The organism is Terrabacter sp. MAHUQ-38, from assembly GCF_014518425.1.
Taxonomy (GTDB): Bacteria; Actinomycetota; Actinomycetes; order Actinomycetales; family Dermatophilaceae; genus Terrabacter.
In genome coordinates, this window is the sequence record NZ_JACVCU010000001.1 from 241,405 (window position 1) to 258,470 (window position 17,066).

General features: G+C 72.1%; 17 protein-coding genes. 7 read left to right on the forward strand and 10 right to left on the reverse strand.

Going from position 1 to position 17,066, the window contains the following annotated elements; all coding sequences use genetic code 11:
* Positions 1 to 15: 15 nt before the first annotated feature.
* The 5 genes from H9I49_RS01175 to H9I49_RS01195 all read left to right on the forward strand — a co-directional run bounded on the left by H9I49_RS01175 (position 16) and on the right by H9I49_RS01195 (position 4,558).
* Entirely contained in the window at positions 16 to 576 is a 561-nt protein-coding gene (locus H9I49_RS01175) for a cysteine hydrolase family protein (protein ID WP_188028448.1), read from the forward strand.
* A 74-nt stretch (positions 577 to 650) separates the two neighbouring features.
* On the forward strand, positions 651 to 1,115 hold the full coding sequence (locus H9I49_RS01180; RefSeq protein ID WP_188028449.1) for a DedA family protein: 465 nt from the start codon (positions 651 to 653) through the stop codon (positions 1,113 to 1,115).
* An 81-nt stretch (positions 1,116 to 1,196) separates the two neighbouring features.
* Complete coding sequence (locus H9I49_RS01185) at positions 1,197 to 1,940, forward strand: response regulator transcription factor (RefSeq protein WP_370587379.1); 744 nt, start codon at positions 1,197 to 1,199, stop codon at positions 1,938 to 1,940.
* 32 nt (positions 1,941 to 1,972) lie between these two features.
* Positions 1,973 to 3,361, forward strand: coding sequence for a HAMP domain-containing sensor histidine kinase (locus H9I49_RS01190; protein WP_188028450.1), 1,389 nt, complete (start codon positions 1,973 to 1,975; stop codon positions 3,359 to 3,361).
* Between the two features lie 168 nt (positions 3,362 to 3,529).
* Positions 3,530 to 4,558, forward strand: a complete 1,029-nt coding sequence (locus tag H9I49_RS01195) for a TerC/Alx family metal homeostasis membrane protein (protein ID WP_188028451.1) — start codon at positions 3,530 to 3,532, stop codon at positions 4,556 to 4,558.
* Here the strand turns inward: H9I49_RS01195 and H9I49_RS01200 are convergent.
* The 9 genes from H9I49_RS01200 to H9I49_RS01240 form a co-directional block, all read right to left on the reverse strand.
* Complete coding sequence (locus H9I49_RS01200) at positions 4,503 to 5,108, reverse strand: hypothetical protein (protein WP_188028452.1); 606 nt, start codon at positions 5,106 to 5,108, stop codon at positions 4,503 to 4,505. The genes H9I49_RS01195 and H9I49_RS01200 overlap by 56 nt on opposite strands.
* Positions 5,109 to 5,353: 245 nt before the next feature.
* The gene (locus H9I49_RS01205; protein WP_188028453.1) at positions 5,354 to 6,805 is read right to left on the reverse strand and encodes an amidohydrolase family protein; all 1,452 of its coding nucleotides are present in this window, start codon (positions 6,803 to 6,805) and stop codon (positions 5,354 to 5,356) included.
* Positions 6,790 to 7,623 carry a uracil-DNA glycosylase family protein gene (locus H9I49_RS01210; protein ID WP_188028454.1) on the reverse strand — a complete coding sequence of 278 codons (834 nt, stop codon included), beginning with the start codon at positions 7,621 to 7,623 and terminating at the stop codon, positions 6,790 to 6,792. Before H9I49_RS01210 ends, H9I49_RS01205 begins: the two co-directional genes overlap by 16 nt.
* Before the next feature lie 85 nt (positions 7,624 to 7,708).
* Entirely contained in the window at positions 7,709 to 9,046 is a 1,338-nt protein-coding gene (locus tag H9I49_RS01215; protein WP_370587380.1) for an RNA polymerase sigma factor, read from the reverse strand.
* A gap of 37 nt (positions 9,047 to 9,083) precedes the next feature.
* Entirely contained in the window at positions 9,084 to 9,674 is a 591-nt protein-coding gene (locus H9I49_RS01220) for a dihydrofolate reductase family protein (RefSeq protein WP_188028455.1), read from the reverse strand.
* Between the two features lie 33 nt (positions 9,675 to 9,707).
* Positions 9,708 to 10,148: a YciI family protein gene (locus tag H9I49_RS01225; RefSeq protein WP_188028456.1), complete on the reverse strand. Its 441-nt coding sequence runs from the start codon at positions 10,146 to 10,148 to the stop codon at positions 9,708 to 9,710.
* Between the two features lie 152 nt (positions 10,149 to 10,300).
* Positions 10,301 to 11,158, reverse strand: coding sequence for an HAD family hydrolase (locus H9I49_RS01230; RefSeq protein WP_188028457.1), 858 nt, complete (start codon positions 11,156 to 11,158; stop codon positions 10,301 to 10,303).
* A gap of 20 nt (positions 11,159 to 11,178) precedes the next feature.
* Entirely contained in the window at positions 11,179 to 12,546 is a 1,368-nt protein-coding gene (locus H9I49_RS01235; protein ID WP_188028458.1) for an NAD(P)/FAD-dependent oxidoreductase, read from the reverse strand.
* A complete protein-coding gene (locus tag H9I49_RS01240) occupies positions 12,435 to 13,466 on the reverse strand; it encodes an EamA family transporter (RefSeq protein WP_188028459.1) in 1,032 nt (343 codons plus the stop codon). The genes H9I49_RS01235 and H9I49_RS01240 overlap by 112 nt, the downstream gene beginning before the upstream one ends.
* 39 nt (positions 13,467 to 13,505) lie before the next feature.
* On the opposite strand from H9I49_RS01240, the gene H9I49_RS01245 reads away from it, so the two are divergent.
* On the forward strand, positions 13,506 to 14,000 hold the full coding sequence (locus H9I49_RS01245; RefSeq protein ID WP_188028460.1) for a MarR family winged helix-turn-helix transcriptional regulator: 495 nt from the start codon (positions 13,506 to 13,508) through the stop codon (positions 13,998 to 14,000).
* Between the two features lie 28 nt (positions 14,001 to 14,028).
* Positions 14,029 to 14,763, forward strand: coding sequence for a sulfite exporter TauE/SafE family protein (locus H9I49_RS01250; protein WP_188028461.1), 735 nt, complete (start codon positions 14,029 to 14,031; stop codon positions 14,761 to 14,763).
* A gap of 230 nt (positions 14,764 to 14,993) precedes the next feature.
* Here H9I49_RS01250 and H9I49_RS01255 read toward each other — a convergent pair whose 3' ends face one another.
* Positions 14,994 to 16,991 (reverse strand): M15 family metallopeptidase, encoded by a 1,998-nt coding sequence (locus H9I49_RS01255; RefSeq protein WP_188028462.1) that lies wholly within the window; start codon positions 16,989 to 16,991, stop codon positions 14,994 to 14,996.
* Positions 16,992 to 17,066: the final 75 nt, after the last annotated feature.

Consider the following 17,066-nt stretch of genomic DNA (forward strand, 5'->3'; position numbering starts at 1 on the left):
CACACGGAGGCAGGCATGACGACTCTCGACGGACGACCCAACACAGCGCTGCTCGTCATCGACGTCCAGAACGACGTCGTGTCAGGCGCGTGGGACCGCGACGGCGTGATCGCCCGGATCAACGCGCTCGTCGACAAGGCCCGCGACGAGCACGTCCCCGTGATCTGGGTGCAGCATTCCGACGAGAACCTCCCGAAGGGCTCCGAGGGCTGGCAGTACGTCCCCGAGCTCGTCCGCCGGGAGTCGGAACCACTCGTGCACAAGGAGTACGGCGACTCCTTCGAGGCGACGGACCTCGAGTCGCTGCTCGCCGAGCGCCAGGTCGGCCGACTCGTCGTCACCGGAGCGCAGACCGACGCGTGCATCCGCTCAACCCTCCACGGCGCGCTCGTCCGCGGCTACGACGCGACCCTCGTCGAGGACGCGCACACCACCGAGGACCTGCGCCAGTGGGGGGTGCCTGTCAGCCCGGAGCAGGTCATCGCCCACACCAACACCTACTGGAGCTGGTCCGAGGCGCCGGGTCGCAAGGGCGACGTCAAGCCCGCCGCCGAGGTGGACTTCGGCGCCCGTTGAGCCGCGCAGGTCCGACCGGGCCGCGGCCAAGACCTCGGCGCGGACCCACGGCGTCCGCCGCCTAGGGTGAGGTCATGCTCGACAGGCTGGCCGAGCTGCCCTTCTGGCAGGCGTTCCTCGCGTTGTTCCTCATCGTCATGGCGCGCTCCAACGCGACCTACTGGGTCGGGCGCGGCGCGATCGCCGGCTGGCGTCGCTACCGCGGCAGCCACCGAGACCTGACCGCGCGAGCCGAGGCCCTGCTGCGGCGCCTCGGTCCGTTCGCCGTGACGCTGTCGTACCTGACGATCGGCATCCAGACAGCCGTGCACCTCACCGCAGGCGTCATGCGGATGCCGCTGCGCTACTACCTCGCGGCTGCCGTCGTCGGATCCGCCGTGTGGGCCGCGCTCTACGCGACGGTCGGCCTCGCGGTCGTGCAGGCCTGGCTCGCCGCCGAGGCCGGATCGTGGTGGGGCGCGGCCGTCATCGCGCTCGCCGGCCTCGCCCTCGCGTGCTGGCTCGTCGCCCGCTCCCGCTCGACGTCGCCCCGCGCCTGACCTGCCGCCCTGACACGATCCTGACGTCGCCGTGACGTCGACGTGACTCCCGCTCGCGCGGCGCTCACTACGCTGCGAAGCGTGCCCCCGGAGCCTGACCCACGTCCCGAACCCGGCCGCGGCCTCGTGCTCGTCGTCGAGGACGAGCCGGCCATCGCGGACGTCCTTCGGCTCAACCTGCACGCAGCCGGCTACGGCGTCGAGGTCGTGGGTGACGGTGCTGCCGCGCTCGAGGCGACGCGCGACCTACGCCCGACCGCCCTCGTGCTCGACATCGGGCTGCCCACCGTCGACGGCATCGAGGTGTGCCGACGTCTCCGTGCCCGCGGCGACTGGACGCCGGTCCTGTTCGTCACGGCCCGCGACGACGAGGTCGACCGCATCCTCGGGATCGAGCTGGGAGCCGACGACTACATCACGAAGCCCTTCTCCCCTCGAGAGCTCGTCGCACGGCTCGGCAGCGTGCTGCGGCGCACCCGCGGTGACGCCACCGCCCCCGAGGTGCTCCGTTCGGGTGACCTGGTCGTCGACCTGACCAGCCACGAGGTCCGCGTCAGGGGTCATGAGATCGCCCTGACCGCAACGGAGTTCGACCTCTTGGCCCATCTCCTGCGCCGGCCCGGCGTCGTCTTCACGCGAGAGCAGCTGCTGAGCGACGTCTGGGGGTATGCCGCGACGGCCGGTGGGCGCACCGTCGACGTCCACGTTGCGCAGGTCCGCGCGAAGCTCGGCACGGCCAGCCCGATCCGCACGGTGCGCTCCGTCGGGTATGCCGCCGAGCGGGCGCCGCGCGACCGCATCGAGGGCGCGGGGTCGGGTCCATGACGGTCCCGCCTGCCGTGCCCCCAGGACCGGCTGTGAAGGTCACGGCGGACCGGCGCAGCGGTTCGCTGTCCCAGCGAGTCGTCGTGCTGGCCGTTGGAATCGCCGTGCTGACAGCCATGCTCGCCGGCCTGCTCGCGGTGGGGCTCACGCGGACGTCGGCGGACGAGTCGGCGCGGCGGACGCTGTCGCGGATCGCGGACGGCGCAGCCGACCGGGCCGACTCCGGCGCTGCCGCTCGGGTCTCGCAGGCGCGGGCCGTGCGCGCGCTCGGGACGCTCGGCATCGAGTCGGCGAGCGTCGGCCGGGGTGGCGCGATCACGTCGACGAGCTCCCTTGCCAGACAGGCCCTGACGCCAGCACGGCAGCGGGCCCTGCTCGCGGGGCGCACGCTGTCGGGGCACGACGACCTGGGCGGCACCCTCGTCCTCGTCGAGGGCCGTCCGACGGCCGCCGGCGGCATCCTTCTCGTGCAGCGCAGGTCGGACGCGACAGCAGACTCTGACCGGCTCGTGCGGCGGGTGCTCATCGCGCTCGCCATCGCGGCGGTCGTCGCGGTCGTCGTGGGTGCGGCTGTCGCGCGACGGCTCGCGCGCCCGCTGCGGCGCACCGCGGACGCCGCTCACGCGCTCGCTGCCGGGCAGCGCGACGTCCGGGTGCCGGTCGAGGGCCCTGACGAGGTGGCCGAGGTGGCACGTGCCCTCAACTCCCTGTCGGGGTCGCTGTCACGGTCCGAGGGCCGCCAGCGCGACTTCCTGCTGTCGGTGTCGCACGACCTGCGGACTCCCCTCACCGGGATCAGCGGCTACGCCGAGTCGCTGGCGAGCGGTGTCGTCCCAACCGAGGAGACGGCGCGGGTCGGCGGCGTCGTCCTCGGCGAGGCCCGGCGTCTCGAGCGGCTGGTCGGCGACCTGCTCGACCTGGCCAGGCTCGGCGCCGACCAACCCGCCGTCACCCCGGGACGGACCGACCTCGTCGCGCTCGGCCACGACATCGAGGCCGTGTGGTCACGGCGGTGCGCGGCGGTCGGCGTGCCCTTCGTGTTCGTCGCCGCGACACGCGAGGCGTGGACCGTGACCGACGCCGCTCGGGTCCGGCAGCTCGTCGACGGCCTCCTCGAGAACGCGCTCCGCGTCACGCCGTCCGGACGGCCGGTCGTGGTCGAGGTACGTCGGGAGAGCGCGACCGACGTGGTCGAGGTCCGCGACGGTGGCCCCGGGCTCACCGACGACGACCTCGCCGTCGCGTTCGAGCCCTCGGTCCTGCACGACCGCTACCGCGGCATCCGGCCGGTGGGCACGGGCCTGGGGCTCGCGATCGTCGGGCGGCTCGCCGACGTGTTGGGCGGCACGGTCGAGGCGGGTCACGCTCCGGAGGGCGGAGCACGCTTCACCCTCCGGCTCCCCCGTCCGTCCGACCGCTGACCGGTCCTCCGCATTTGGCGGTGCTCTCGCCGGTTGCGTAGGGTTGCCGACGAGGGGAGTACTTCCTCGCGCGCTCCGGTCAGTACGGCGGTCCCACGACCGTCCCGGTCCGCGGCCGGCGCGCGCCGGTGAAGGAGACCTCAGACGTTCATCGTTCTGAGGAGTCCCATGCTCTCGACCCTGGCGCCTGCCGCCACCTCCGCCACTCCCGGAGCCGACTCGATCGGCTCGCCCACCCTCTGGCTCGCCACGGTCACCGGAATCCTGGCGCTCTTCGTCGCCGACTTCCTGCTGACGCGTCGACCGCACGACCCGAGCATGCGCGAGGCCGTCGGCTGGTCGGCCTTCTACATCGCGGTCCCGGTCGTCTTCGGCGGCTGGCTCTGGTGGCAGTACGGCTCGCAGCAGGGCGTCGAGTACTACGCCGGCTACATCGTCGAGAAGTCGCTCTCGGTCGACAACCTCTTCGTCTTCATCATCCTGTTGTCGGCGTTCGCGGTGCCGCGCGAGCTGCGCCAGCGGGTGCTGCTCATCGGCGTCGCCGGCGCGCTGGTGCTGCGCGGCATCTTCATCGCCCTCGGCGCGCAGATGATCGCGAGCTTCTCGTGGACCTTCCTGCTCTTCGGCGCGATCCTGCTCGCGACCGCTGTCAAGGTCGGCCGTGACGCGCTCGCGCACGCCGACCACAGCGTCGACGTCGACCAGCTTCGCAGCGTCAGGCTGATCCGCCGCTTCTACCCCGTCACCGACCGCTACGACGGCACCGACCTCACGGTCCGCCGGGACGGCCGCCGCGCCCTGACCCCGCTCGCGCTCGTCGCGGTCGCGATCCTCGGCACCGACATCGTCTTCGCCATCGACTCGGTGCCCGCCGTCTACGGCATCACCGGTGACCCGTACCTCGTCTTCGCCACGAACGCGTTCGCCCTGCTCGGCCTGCGTGCGCTGTACTTCGTCCTCGAGGGCGCGCTGGCCTCGCTCGTCCACCTCGGCCACGGGCTGTCGCTCATCCTCGCCTTCATCGGCGTCAAGCTGGTCCTGCACTGGGCGCACACCGTGTGGCCGTCGGTGCCGGAGATCCCGACACTGCTCTCGCTCGGCGTCATCGTCGGCATCCTCGTGGTCGTCACCGTGACGAGCCTCAGCTCGTCGCGCTCGGCGAGGGTGTGCCGGCAGGCCGAGGCGTCGCGCTCCTGAAGACGACGAGGCGGGCCGTGGGCTTCGTCGCGCCGACGCCGGTGACGAGGACCGTGGACCCGACCTTCACCGCGGCGATGCTCGACGGGGTGCCCGCCCCCTTGGCGCGCGAGCGGACCTTCGTGTCGGGCGTCACGGCATACGTCAGGGCGAAGCCGTCCTTGGCCTGGACCGTGATCGACGTGGCCGACACGGCGGTGACCCCTCCGCGGACGGCCTGGTGCGTGACCGGGCCGTTCGGGCTGTTGGTCACCCACGTGGCGTGCAGGGCCCGCAGCAGCATGGCCCGCAGTCGCTTGCGGTCGCTGGCGCCACGGGCCGGGTCTGCGGCGTCCGAGCTCTCGAGGGCCGCGTCGACGAGGTCGATGGTGTCCCCGTCGGCGGCGGCCGCGGTGGCCGCCACCTGCTGCTGCGGGGGTGCTGCGAACGCATTCTCGGGTCCGGCCTTCGAGCAGGCGCCGAGGGTGAGGCTGCCGAGGAGGAGGGTGGCCGCGGCGAGGGCCGTGGACGAGCGCAGGAGACCGGGCGTCCGGCGTGGGTTGCTGTTCATGCCACCCACGCTCGCGCACACAGGTGAAGCCGAGGTCCGGGTCGTGTTCGGATCATGTTCGGGCCCATCTCCCCCGCCTCTCCTCACTCGAGTGGTCATTTCCGTACCCGACCCGGCCGTACGGAAATGACCACTCGACAGGATGGGCCGTACCAAAGTGACCACTCGACCCCCACCCTCAGTCGAGTGGTCACTTCCGTACCGGACCCGGCCGTACGGAAATGACCACTCGACGGGGGCGGGGGTTAGGCGAAGATGGGGCCGACGGCGGGGTAGGCGGCCGTGAGCGCTGCGCGCACGGCCGACAGCGACGGCACGTCGGTGCCGCCCTGGAAGCCGGTGTCGAGCCGCATCGGCTTGCCCCACGCGGTGAGGTCCTCGATCGTCGTGCCGGTCGCGGCGCCCGAGAGCTGCCCGAACCAGTCGGCGCGCCCGTACGTCACGTCGCCGCCGATGCAGACCAGCTCCACCCAGGAAGGGTCGGCGAGGCACACGTTCTCGTAGGGGTCGTTGTGGTGCCGCTCGAGCACGACGAGGTCGGCGGGTCTGCCGACCGCCACCGAGCCCAGGAACTCCCCCAGCCCGGCCATCTGCGCCGCGACCGACGTCACCATCGCGACGAGGTCTGCGGCCGTGACCGGGTGACCCTGCCGGGCGAGCTCGCGCCGCGCCACCTTCATCTCGCCGAGCAGGCTCGTCGAGCCCGACGGCAACCAGTCGGCGCCCAGCGCAACCGGCATCCCGGCCGCGATGGCGTCGCCCGCGAGGGTCGTCTCGCCGTAGAGCCGCAGGTTGGACTGCGGCGACCACACGAGCCGGCACCCGGCATCGGCCACCTCGCGCAGGTCGTCGGCGGTGAGGGCGCTGCCGTGGATGATGTTCGTCGCCGGCGTCGCGGCCCCGAGCTCGATGAAGTGCCGGAACTCCTTGGCGCTCACGGCATCCCCGCGCTTGCCCTCGGAGAGATGCACGTAGAACGCGGTGACGTCGTGGTCCGAGATGCGCTGCATGATGCGGTCGAAGCCCTCCTTGCCGAAAGTGCCGGAGGGCAGGTCGATGAGCGAGCGGGCGCGGTGCGCGCCGAACGCCCACTGGTCGATGTTGCGCACGAGCGGCTCCGACGACGCGCTGCTCGCGCCCGACGCCCCCTGGATGCCGGTGACGCCGCCGACGAGGGCGCGCACCTCGGAGTAGCGGGTCTGGGTCTTCGGCGGGACCTGCGTGAGCAGCACGTTCTGCGGATCGCGCACGAGGGCCTGGTAGGGCTTCGACCGGCGCCACGCGTACCGGTTGTCGTAGAGCTTCGGCGGCTCCCACGCGGCGAAGACGTTGAACTCCGGGTGGCCGTGCAGGTCGAGCAGCCCGGGCAGGATGACGCCGTCGGTCTCGAGCACTGCCACGTCGGACGGCTTGCGTCTCGAGAGCCGGTCGATGACACCGTTCGCGACCGTGACGTAGCCGCTCGACCACGCGCCGTCGGGCGTGACGACGGCGCCGTGCAGCGCGAACGGCGCGGGCGGCAGTGCGCGGCTGCGACGGGTCGGCTCGGGCAGCTCGTCGGTGATCCCCCTCGCGTACGCCTTCGCGAACGGTCCCCGTCCGCCGCGGGAACCGTTCGGCTCCCAGTGCTCCAGGGCGGACTTCGTGCCCGCTGCCGTCCGTGGAGCTCCGGGTCTGCGACTCACAGCGCCGGCCATGTGCGTGCTCCCTTCGGCACGACGACGCTGATGGTCGCGCGCTTCGTCTGCTTGTCGTCACCCTGACGCGTGGCCCACGCCGCGACGTCGCGCCACCATGCCGGAGCGCCCGCCGGGAGGTCGACCTCCGGGATCGGCGCGAGGTCCGTGGGATCCCACCCGGCGGCGTACGGCGTCAGGTCGGTCGGGCCCTCGGGCGCCACGTGCGCGGCGAGGTCGGGGAGGTGCTCGTTCCAGTTCGCGAGCTGCGCAGCCGTCGTCTCGGCGAGCGGCTTGCCGGACGCACGGGCGAATCCCTCGGCGTACGTGGGGTGCCGGATCGACGCGAGGTGCAGGGCGGCCGCCGTGTCCGGCTGCGTCTTGCCCCAGCGCGCGTACGCCGTCGCCGCGAGGTCCCCGAGGGCGACGACGGCGGTGACGTCGGTGCCGACGAGCAGGGCGTCGAGCCAGCGGTGGCGGTAGGCGGCGATGTCGTCGTTCTTCGCGTGGCGGCTGCCGGCGGCCTGCCCGAAAACGCTGTAGAGGTAGACGTTGACCATGACGTATGCCGTGTGGACGCCGACCTTGGCGAGCAGCCCCTGCACGCGCTGGCCGGCCTCACCGACGAGGATGCGCCGCGAGATCGACTCGTGGGTCGCGGGGTCCTGCCCGAGGACGAGCACCCGCGCGCTGCCGTCGAGCCGGCCGCGGTGGAACACCGGGCCCCACTCGGTGCGGAAGTCCGCCTGCGGGTAGACGTCGTCGCCGGGGTAGTCGGCGACGAGGGACGCGAAGGGCTCGGCGACGTAGCCGACGCAGCTCTGGTGCACCACGGCCATGGCAACCTCCGCCCGATCGACAGCCGTTGTCAGTGCAGGGTGTCTCGACGGTAGCCCTGATACGTCGTGCCCGTCGGTGGATTGGTCAGACCTCGCCGGCGGCCCTCCGGAGCAGGAGCGCCTTCTCGGCGTCGTTCTGCGTCATCTCCGCAGCGCGGGCGAACTCGGCCCGCGCCTCCTCGTCGCGGCCCAGGCGGGAGAGCAGGTCGCCGCGGACGCTCGGCAACAGGTGGTAGTCGGCGAGCGCGCCCGCCGCGACGATGCCGTCGACGACCGCGAGCGCCTCGGCGGGGCCGTCGGCATACGACATCGCCACCGCGCGGTTGAGGTCGATGACCGGCGACGGCCGCAGGCTGCCGAGCCGCTCGTAGAGGGCGACGATCTGCGACCAGTCGGTCGCGTCTGCGGTGCGGGCGCGCGCGTGGCACGCGGCGATCGCAGCCTGCAGCACGTAGGGCCCCGGGCCGGCCGGCTCGGACATGAGGGCGGTCGCGCGGTCGAGGGTGGCGAGCGCGTGCCGGATGAGGGCCCAGTCCCACCTCGTGCGGTCCTGGTCGAGGAGCAGGACGGGCTCGCCGTCGCGGCCCATGCGCGCCCGGGTGCGCGAGGCCTGGATCTCCATGAGGGCGAGCAGGCCGTGCACCTCGGGCTCGCCGGGCGCGAGGGCAGCGAGCACGCGCCCGAGCCGGATGGCCTCCTCCATGAGGTCGCCGCGCACCCAGTCGCGACCCGTCGTCGCGGCATACCCCTCGTTGAAGATCAGGTAGACGACCTCGAGCACCGACGCGAGGCGCGGCACGAGCTCGACCCCCGACGGCACCTCGATGGTGACGCCGTCCTGGCTGAGCGTCTTCTTGGCGCGTGAGATGCGCTGCCCGATCGTCGGCTCGGTCGTGAGGAAGGCACGAGCGATCTCGCGCGTCGTGAGTCCACCGATCATCCTGAGGGTCAAGGAGATCCGCGCCTGCGCCGTGAGGACCGGGTGGCAGGCAGCGAAGATGAGGCCGAGGACGTCGTCGTCGATGTCCTCGAGCGCCGCGTCGAAGTCGGCCTCGGCCAGGTCGGCCACCCTCAGCTCCTCTGCATGTCCCACCTGCTGCAGCTTGCTCGCGAGGTTGACGTCGCGGCGGATGCGGTCGATGGCCCGCCGCCGCGCCGTCGCCGTGAGCCACGCCCCCGGCTTGCTCGGGATGCCGTCTCGCGGCCACTGCTCGAGAGCCTGCACGAACGCGTCCTGCGCGAGGTCCTCGGCGAGTCCGACGTCGCCGACGACGCGGGCGACGACGGCGGTCACCTTGGCGGACTCCATGCGCCACACGGCCTCGAGCGTGCGCTGGACGCCGGCCGGCGGGGTCGGCGTCCGGGTGCTGTCGTCGGTCGTCTCGTCGGTCGTCTCGTCGGTGTGGTCGGCGGTGGATGACACCCCGCCACTCTGGCACGAACCGGTGTCACGACCTCCGTCAGTCGCGCACGAGCGTCACGTGGGTGACGCCAGGTGCGTGAGCCTCGGAGACCCGGCGGAACTCGGCGAGTGCCGGGTCCTGCGTGTCGAAGCACCGCACGCCCTCACCGAGCAGCGTGTGGGCGACCTGCAGGCGCAGCTCGTCGACGAGTCCGGCGGCGAGTGCCTGACCGAGCGTCGCCGGGCCGCCGAGGATGACGACATCGCGGTCACCGGCGGCCTCGCGCGCGGCGGTCACGGCTGCGACCAGCGCGTCCGACCCGTCGTGCGGGGTCACGAGCGTGAACGTGCTGCCGCCCGCGACGACGACAGGGTCACCCGCGCGATGGGTCGGCACGAAGACCGGCATCAGCTCGAAGGTGTCGGCGCCCCAGACCTTCAGCCCGACGTCGAGCATCGTGCGCCCGAGGACGACGGCGCCCGCCCCTGCGAACGTCGCCTCGCCGGCCGCCGTGTTGACCGGGTCGGGATCGCCGACCCACTCGTGCAGCCGTTCCCCGCGCACGCCGAGCGGGTGCTCGTCGCTCGTGCCGGGTCCGGCTCCGAAGCCGTCGAGGCTGATCGTCAGCGCTCCTCGTACGCGTCCCACGGTCCTCTCCTCCCGTATGCCGTGTCGCCGGGCTCAGCCGCGGGCGGCGTTGCGGGCGGCCTCGGCGCGCATCCTCTCCTCGCGCTCGCGCAGCTCGGGAGTGAACTCGTCGCCGAAGTCCTCGGCTGCGTAGACCTGGCGCAGCTCGAGGGCCTGGCCGGGGTCGGGCACGCAGGAGACGGGCCACTTCTTGAGCCACTCGAGGGCTTCCTCGCGCGAGCTGACGTCGATGATCGTGAAGCCGGCGATCAGCTCCTTGGCCTCGGCGAACGGCCCGTCGGTGACGACCCAGTCGCCGTCCTCCCAGGTGACGCGGGCACCCTTGGCGGTCGGGTGCAGGCCCTGGCCGTCGATGAACACGCCCGCCTTGAGCATCTCCTCGTTGTAGGCCTGCATGTCGGCGAACTGCTGCTCGGTGCCCATCTCGCCCTGCTCGGACTGGGGGCTGGCCGGGACGATGATCATGAAGCGCATGTGACTCTCCTCGTGTCGGTGCTGTGTAGGTGGTGCCGGCGGGGTCGTGGCCCCCGCCTCACCCCTACGTCGAACGGCACGCGCGGACTTCGACATGGCCGGTCGAGCTCATCCTGCGCGAGTTGATGGTGCACTCGGGCCGCGTCCCCGGGCTAGAGCTCGAGCCGGGCCGTCGCGGCCGACTCGACGCCGTCGCGGAACGGGATGCCGTCGCGAGCGGCCTGGGCGACGGCCTCGAGGATCGGCACGAGGCCGTCGTCGTCGACGTGGCCGGTCACCTCGTCGGCGACGGCCTTCACCTCGTCGGGGGCGTTGCCCATCGCGACGCCCCACGCAGCCCAGTGGAGCATCTCGAGGTCGTTGCGCTGGTCGCCACAGGCGACGGTCTGGCTCGGCTCCACCTGGAGGCGCCGACGCACGAGCTCGAGGGCGCTCGCCTTGGAGACGCCCTCGGGGTTGATGTCGAGCCAGGCCGACCAGCCGACGGCGTAGGAGACGCCGTGCAGGCCGGCGCGCTCGACCATCTCCATGAACTCCTCGGCGCTCGCCTCCGGTTGTCGCAGGGTGACACGCGTGACGGGGTGCTCGACGAGCTCCTCCCAGCTCACCTCACGCGACGCGCCCATGAGCTCGCCGTCGGGGAAGTGCTTGCTCACCTTGAAGCCGACACCGAGCTCCTCTACGGCGATGAGCGCGTCGGGCAGCTCGATGCGCAGCTTCTCGAGGACCGCCCGCGGGTCGAACGTGATGGTGTCGATGATCGTGTAGCCCGCCGCCGCAGTCGGGTCGAGCTCGAGGGTCACGGCCCCGTTGGAGCAGATCGCGAAGCCGTGACGCAGGCCGAGCGCCTCGAGGACGGGCGTCGTCGCGATGATCGAACGTCCGGTGGCGACGACGACCTCGATGTCGTCGGGCAGGGCCTGCACGGCCTCGCGCACGCGGTCGGAGAGCTCGCCCATGTGGTTGAGCGTCGTGCCGTCGAGGTCGAGGGCGAGCAGTCGCTGTGCCATGGGGTCACGGTAGCGTCCGGTCACGCCAGCCGGCCGAGCGCGTCCTCGATGCCGCGGTGCAGCGTCGGGTACGCATAGATCATCGACCGGAGCCGGTCGACCGGCACCTGGCCGTGGACCGCGACGGCGAGCGCGCCGAGGACCTCGCCCCCGGCAGGTCCCATCGTCGTCGCGCCCACGAGGACGCCGCGCTCTGCGTCGGCGACGACCTTGATGAAGCCATCGGCCCTGGCGATCCAGCCGCGGGTCGTCTCACCGAGCGGCGTGACGCCGACCCGTACGTCCGCCAGGCTGTCGCGCGCCTGCTTCTCGGTCAGGCCCACGGCGCCGACCTCGGGATCAGTGAAGGTGACGCGCGGGAGGGCGGCATACTCCGCCGGCGGACCGTCGTCTCCGAGGACGTCACGGATGACGACACCTGCCTGGTACATCGACACGTGGGTGAAGGCGCCCCGGCCGGTGATGTCGCCGACGGCCCAGACGCCGTCGGTCACCCGGCACCGGTCGTCGACGGGCGCTGTGCGGGCGTCCTCGGGCACACCGACCCGGTCCAGACCGACGGCGGCGGGGTCGGCGCGACGGCCCGCGGCGACGAGCAGCTTCTCGGCCGTGAGCGTCGACCCGTCGGCAAGGTGGATCGTGAAGGTCGACCCGTCGTGTCGGACCTTCTCGGCGCCGACGCCCTGCAGCACGGTGACGCCGTCGGCCTCGAGGGCGGTCTTCAGAGCCTCGGACGCCTCGGGCTCCTCGTGCGCGAGGATGCGGTCGCCGGCCTCGACGATCGTGACGTCGACCCCGAACCGGGCCACAGCCTGGCCCAGCTCGCAGCCGATGGCGCCGCCTCCGAGGACGACGAGCGACGCGGGCAGCTCGGCGGCCTCGATGATCTCGTGGTTGGTCCAGAAGGGCGTGTCGGCCAGACCGTCGACGCGCGGGACCACGGTCGTCGTGCCGGTGTTGACGACGACGCCCTTCGTCGCGGTGTACGCCGTGCCGTCGACGTCGACACGGCCGGGTCCCGAGATGGTGCCCGTGCCGCGCACGAAGGTCGCGCCCTTGCCGGTCAGCCGGTCGACGGCGACCTGGTCGTTCCAGCTGTCGGTGGCCTCCTCGCGGATCCGCTTCGCGACGACGGACCAGTCCGGGGTCACCCGGCCGACCGAGCCCGCGAGGCCTTCGACCCTGCGCGCCTCGGCCAGCGCGTCTGCGGCGCGGACCATCATCTTCGACGGGATGCAGCCCCAGTAGGGACACTCGCCCCCGACGAGCCGGTGGTCTACTCCCAGGACCGAGAGCCCACGCTCTGCAAGGGTGCCCGCGACGTGTTCGCCCCCCGGTCCGAGTCCGATGACGATGACGTCGAACGAGCGCTCCGTGTCGTTGGCCATGGCACAGCCTTACCTGCCGACGGGGTGCGCGTCGAGCCGCGCCGGGCGGCGACGGCCCGGCGCACCGGCTCCTGGGCAGCGAGGACGCTCGCGACGACGAGCGCCATGGCGACGAGGTGGACCGGACCGAAGTGCTCGCCGAGGAGGACGACGCCGAGGAGCACGCCGACGACGGGGTTGACGAGGCCGATGATCGAGGCCGACGTCGGGCCGAGGACCGCGAGACCGTGGAACCACAGGACGTAGGCGAGGCCGCTCCCGACCAGTCCGAGGTAGACCAGTGCGACGACTGCCGGGAGGTCGAGGGCCGGCGGCGCACCTTCGACGACCAGCCCGATGGGCAGGAGCACGAGGCCACCGGCGACGAGCTGCCAGGCCGTCATGGTGACGACGCCGTCGGACGGGGCCCAGGCCCTCGTGAGCACGAAGCCGAACGAGGACAGCACGACGGCGAGGAACCCGGCGCCCAGGCCGATGGGGTCGAGCGGCTTGTCGAGGCCGTTCTGCAGGACGAGCATGCCGACCCCGACGAGGCCGACGAGTCCGGCTGCCGAGGAGACCCGCGCCGGCCGTTGGCTCAGCAGGAGCCAGGTGACTCCCATCGTCATGACGGGCGCCGTGGCGACGAGGGTCGCGCCGAGGCCGCTTGGGAGCCGGTAGGCAGCGACGAAGAGGAGCGCGTAGAAGAACCCGATGTTGAGGGCACCGAGCACGAGGGAGCGCCACCACCAGTCACGGCGGGGTAGCCGGCGCAGCCAGAGCAGCATGAGCAGGCCTACGGGCAGGGCGCGCGCGGTCGCGGCGAAGAGCGGACGGTCGGGGGGCAGCCACTCCTGCGTCACGGCATACGTCGATCCCCAGATGGCGGCAGGCAGCGCGGTCAACGCGATCGTGCCCCAGCCGCGGCGGTTGCCTTCCATGGAAGGTAAACTATCTTCTAGGGAAGATATATTCCAGCCATGGACCATGTGGACCACGCGCAGCACGTCGTCGACCAGTGGGCGGCCGTCCGGCCCGACCTCGACGCGTCACCCGTGCTCGTCATCGGGCGGCTGCACCGCGTCGCCCTGGCCCTGACGGCCGAGCTCGTCAAGGTCTACAACGCCCACGGGCTCGGCGAGGGCGACTTCGACGTGCTGGCGACGCTCCGCAGGACCGGCGAGCCGTTCGAGCTCACGCCGACCGAGCTCATGGACCAGACGATGGTGACGTCGGGCGCTGTGACCAAGCGCCTCGACCGGCTCGAGGGCGCGGGTCTCGTCGAGCGGCGCATCTCGGACGGCGACCGGCGCAGCCGCATCGTCGCGCTGACCGACAAGGGGCGCCGGCTCATCGACCGGGCGGCGCCCGAGCACTTCGCCAACGAGGTCCGCCTGCTCGAGCCGCTGACGCCGAGTGAGCGACGCGCTCTCGCCACGCTGCTCGGCAAGCTCGGTGGCTCGCTCGGCGTCTGACCCGGCCACACGGCATACGCTCGCGGCCATGACGCTGACGACCTTCGCGCTGCTCGGTGTGGCGGCTCTGCTCGTCGGTTTCGCCAAGACCGCGATCGGCGGCGTCGGGAGCATCGCCATCGCGATCTTCGCCATCGCCCTGCCGACTCGGGAGTCCACGGCCGCGATCCTGCTGCTCCTCCTCGTCGGTGACGTCGTCGCCGTCTGGCACTACCGGCGCCATGCGGACCTCGCGATGCTGAAGCGACTCATCCCGGCCGTCCTGCCCGGTCTGGCCCTCGGCGCCCTCTTCCTCGCGTGGGTGGACGACACCACACTGCGTCGGTGCATCGGGGTGCTGCTGCTGGTCCTCGCGGCACTCCAGCTCGTCCTGTCGTGGCGCTCCCCCGACACGGCCCGCATCGGCTCCTCGCGCACCGCGGCGATCGGAACCGGCGTCGCAGCCGGCTTCGCGACCATGACGGCCAACGCGGCGGGGCCCGTGATGACCCTCTACCTCGTCGCACAGGGCGTCGAGAAGCACCGGTTCCTCGGCACGAGCGCCCTCTTCTTCTTCGGGGTCAACCTCTGCAAGGTGCCCTTCAGCGCCGGGCTGGGTCTGTTCAACCTCGACACCCTCGGGCGCACGGCCCTGCTCATCCCGATCGTGCTCGTCGGTTGCTGGGTCGGCCTGCACACGGCACGCCGGCTCAGCCAGGCGCGGTTCGACCAGGCCGTGCTCGCCGCGACCGTCGTCTCGGCCCTGGCGCTCGTCGTCCGCTGACGCCCGGGAGGGCGCGCCCTGCTGGAACGTCACCAACACACGGGCCGACGGTGCGACGACCCGAGAAACGCACGCACAGTGGGCAGGCCGTGGCAGACGTGCGCCCGGCAGACAGGCGCGGTGGGTCGGCGAGGGGCGCACCCCTCTTGACGCTCGAATCTCTGGCCGATGCCGGCGAATTCGCCCATGCAGCAGCGCCGGTCGCGGTGCGCGCCGCATGCATTTCGCGCTCAGACCGGGCCACGCCCCAGGATGTCGCCGTCGGGGGTGACGACGTAGCCGTCCCGCGACCTCGACGGGTAGCCGGTGTCGAAGTGCATGTAGTCCTTCCACTCGTCCGTGCCCGACCAGTACCAGTTGTAGGACCGGAACAGCGACCACACCATGCCGCCGTAGCGGATGGTGCCGGGTGCGCTCGCGGAAGCCGGCGCGTTGGGGTCCCAGGTGCCGGTGCGGGGGTTGATCCACGGGTTCTGCACGGGGTTGAGGTCGATCGCCCGGCCCCAGGCGTGGGGTGACGAGCCGTTCGGCGAGTTCTGTTCCGAGGCACGGCGACAGTTGAACGCGGTCGTCGCGTTGGCCTTGGAACCGAGCCAGTCCCATCCACCGAACATCTCGATGCCTTCGACCCGATGCAACGGGAAACGCTTGGCATACAAGGTGTTGAAGATCTTGGCCGTGCTCGTCGTGACGTCGGCGTTGACGTTGACCCAGCCGCGGTGCGTCTTGCCGTCGAAGCCCCAGTAGGGGACCTCCACCCGGCGGAAGCTCGTCCGGTAGCCGGGGCAGTCGCCACTGCGCCACACCCCCGCGGCCTTGATGCGTTCCCACTGGGCGTCACTGATGAGCTTCACGCTCGCGGGTGCGTACGCCGCCACGGGTGGCGTCGCCGGCTTGCCGGTGGTCGTGAACCCGTACGGAGGGGGCAGGATCGCCGGTGTCGCGGCGCTCGTGCGCGCGGTCGTCGTGTAGCCGGCGCGACGCCCGGTCACGGTGACGGTGAGCCGCTTGCCGAGGTCGGCCGTCGTCGGGCGGTAGGAGCGACCCGTCGCGCCCGTGATCGCCGCACCCTCGCGGCGCCACTGGACGGCGAGGGTCGCCGTCGGCTCCCAGGTGCCCGTGCTCACCGAGATGGGCTGCCCGACCCGTCGGAAGAACCCACCGATCTTCGGGGTCGGTGCGGTCGAGAACGGCCGCGTCACCGGTCCTCGGCTGCCGCTGGTGCGCACGACCGTGAGGAACCCCGGCCGCCGGGCGGTGATGACGACGCTGACGGAGTGACCGAGCCGCGTGGCATCGAGGTAGAACCAGTAGTTCGTCTGGCCCGCGACGTTCTTGCCGTCGACGCGCCACTGGTAGGTCCGGGTGGCCCACGGCGACCAGGTCCCCGTCGTGACGGTGACGGTCGAGCCGATCTGGACCGTTCCCGACACCGCCGGCGTGGGAGCAGCCGCGAAGACGCCCCAGTCGACGGCCGTCGAGAGCGCCGAGGTGCGCTTGACCGGCGTGTAGCCGCTGCGGCTTCCTGTGACGGCGACCGAGATCCGCTTCGTCCGTTCGCCGGCCTGCAGGACATAGGTGCGCGCGGTCGCCCCGCTGATGGGGGCGCCGTTCGCGAGCCACTGGTAGGCGAACGTCGCGCCGGGCGTCCACGTGCCGGGATCTGCCGTGAGGACTCGCCCCACGCGAAGGGTGCCGCCGACGGTCGGGACGGGCGCCGATGTGAAGACACCCGGGGCGACCGGGCCGACCGCGTCGCTCGTCACCTCGTCGACCTTGGTGTCGCCGTGGTACGACGTGACGACGACGGAGACCCGCTTGGACAGCTGCGGTGCAGTGAGCACCAACGTCGGGCGGGTCGCGTCGGCGACCGGCGTGCCGTCGACGAGCCACTGGTAGGTCAGCGTGAGGTCCGGGTCCCAGCCCTCGGTGACGGCGGTGAGCGTCTCGCCGACCCGGGGCGTCCCGGTGACCGTCACCGTGCCCGGCGGAGCGGGCGTGGGTGCGTGCGCCGACGTCGCCGCCGGCGTCGAGGTCGATGTCGATGTCGATGTCGATGTCGTCGAGGTCGCCGCCGACGGCGTCGGGCTCGGCGTCGCGTCCGCGGCGGCCTGCGGCGCGACGCCCAGGACGGGGACCAGGGCGAACACCAGGACCGTCGCGGTCACGCCACCGCGCCCGCGCACGCGAGACATCGACGCGTGCCGTAGGCGGCGGTGACCGGTCATGAGGACCTCCCCGGAGGGTGCGTCTCGACGATGGTGCTTGCGAGACTAGGCCCGAACTGGTGCCAATAGGACAAT

Coding starts and splice junctions, on each gene's coding strand:
- H9I49_RS01175 (WP_188028448.1), top strand. CDS start 16: ATGACGACTCTCGACGGACGACCCAACACAGCGCTGCTCGTCATCGAC.
- H9I49_RS01180 (WP_188028449.1), top strand. CDS start 651: ATGCTCGACAGGCTGGCCGAGCTGCCCTTCTGGCAGGCGTTCCTCGCG.
- H9I49_RS01195 (WP_188028451.1), top strand. CDS start 3,530: ATGCTCTCGACCCTGGCGCCTGCCGCCACCTCCGCCACTCCCGGAGCC.
- H9I49_RS01200 (WP_188028452.1), bottom strand. CDS start 5,108: ATGAACAGCAACCCACGCCGGACGCCCGGTCTCCTGCGCTCGTCCACG.
- H9I49_RS01205 (WP_188028453.1), bottom strand. CDS start 6,805: ATGGCCGGCGCTGTGAGTCGCAGACCCGGAGCTCCACGGACGGCAGCG.
- H9I49_RS01210 (WP_188028454.1), bottom strand. CDS start 7,623: ATGGCCGTGGTGCACCAGAGCTGCGTCGGCTACGTCGCCGAGCCCTTC.
- H9I49_RS01225 (WP_188028456.1), bottom strand. CDS start 10,148: ATGCGCTTCATGATCATCGTCCCGGCCAGCCCCCAGTCCGAGCAGGGC.
- H9I49_RS01230 (WP_188028457.1), bottom strand. CDS start 11,158: ATGGCACAGCGACTGCTCGCCCTCGACCTCGACGGCACGACGCTCAAC.
- H9I49_RS01235 (WP_188028458.1), bottom strand. CDS start 12,546: ATGGCCAACGACACGGAGCGCTCGTTCGACGTCATCGTCATCGGACTC.
- H9I49_RS01240 (WP_188028459.1), bottom strand. CDS start 13,466: ATGGAAGGCAACCGCCGCGGCTGGGGCACGATCGCGTTGACCGCGCTG.
- H9I49_RS01245 (WP_188028460.1), top strand. CDS start 13,506: ATGGACCATGTGGACCACGCGCAGCACGTCGTCGACCAGTGGGCGGCC.
- H9I49_RS01250 (WP_188028461.1), top strand. CDS start 14,029: ATGACGCTGACGACCTTCGCGCTGCTCGGTGTGGCGGCTCTGCTCGTC.
- H9I49_RS01255 (WP_188028462.1), bottom strand. CDS start 16,991: ATGACCGGTCACCGCCGCCTACGGCACGCGTCGATGTCTCGCGTGCGC.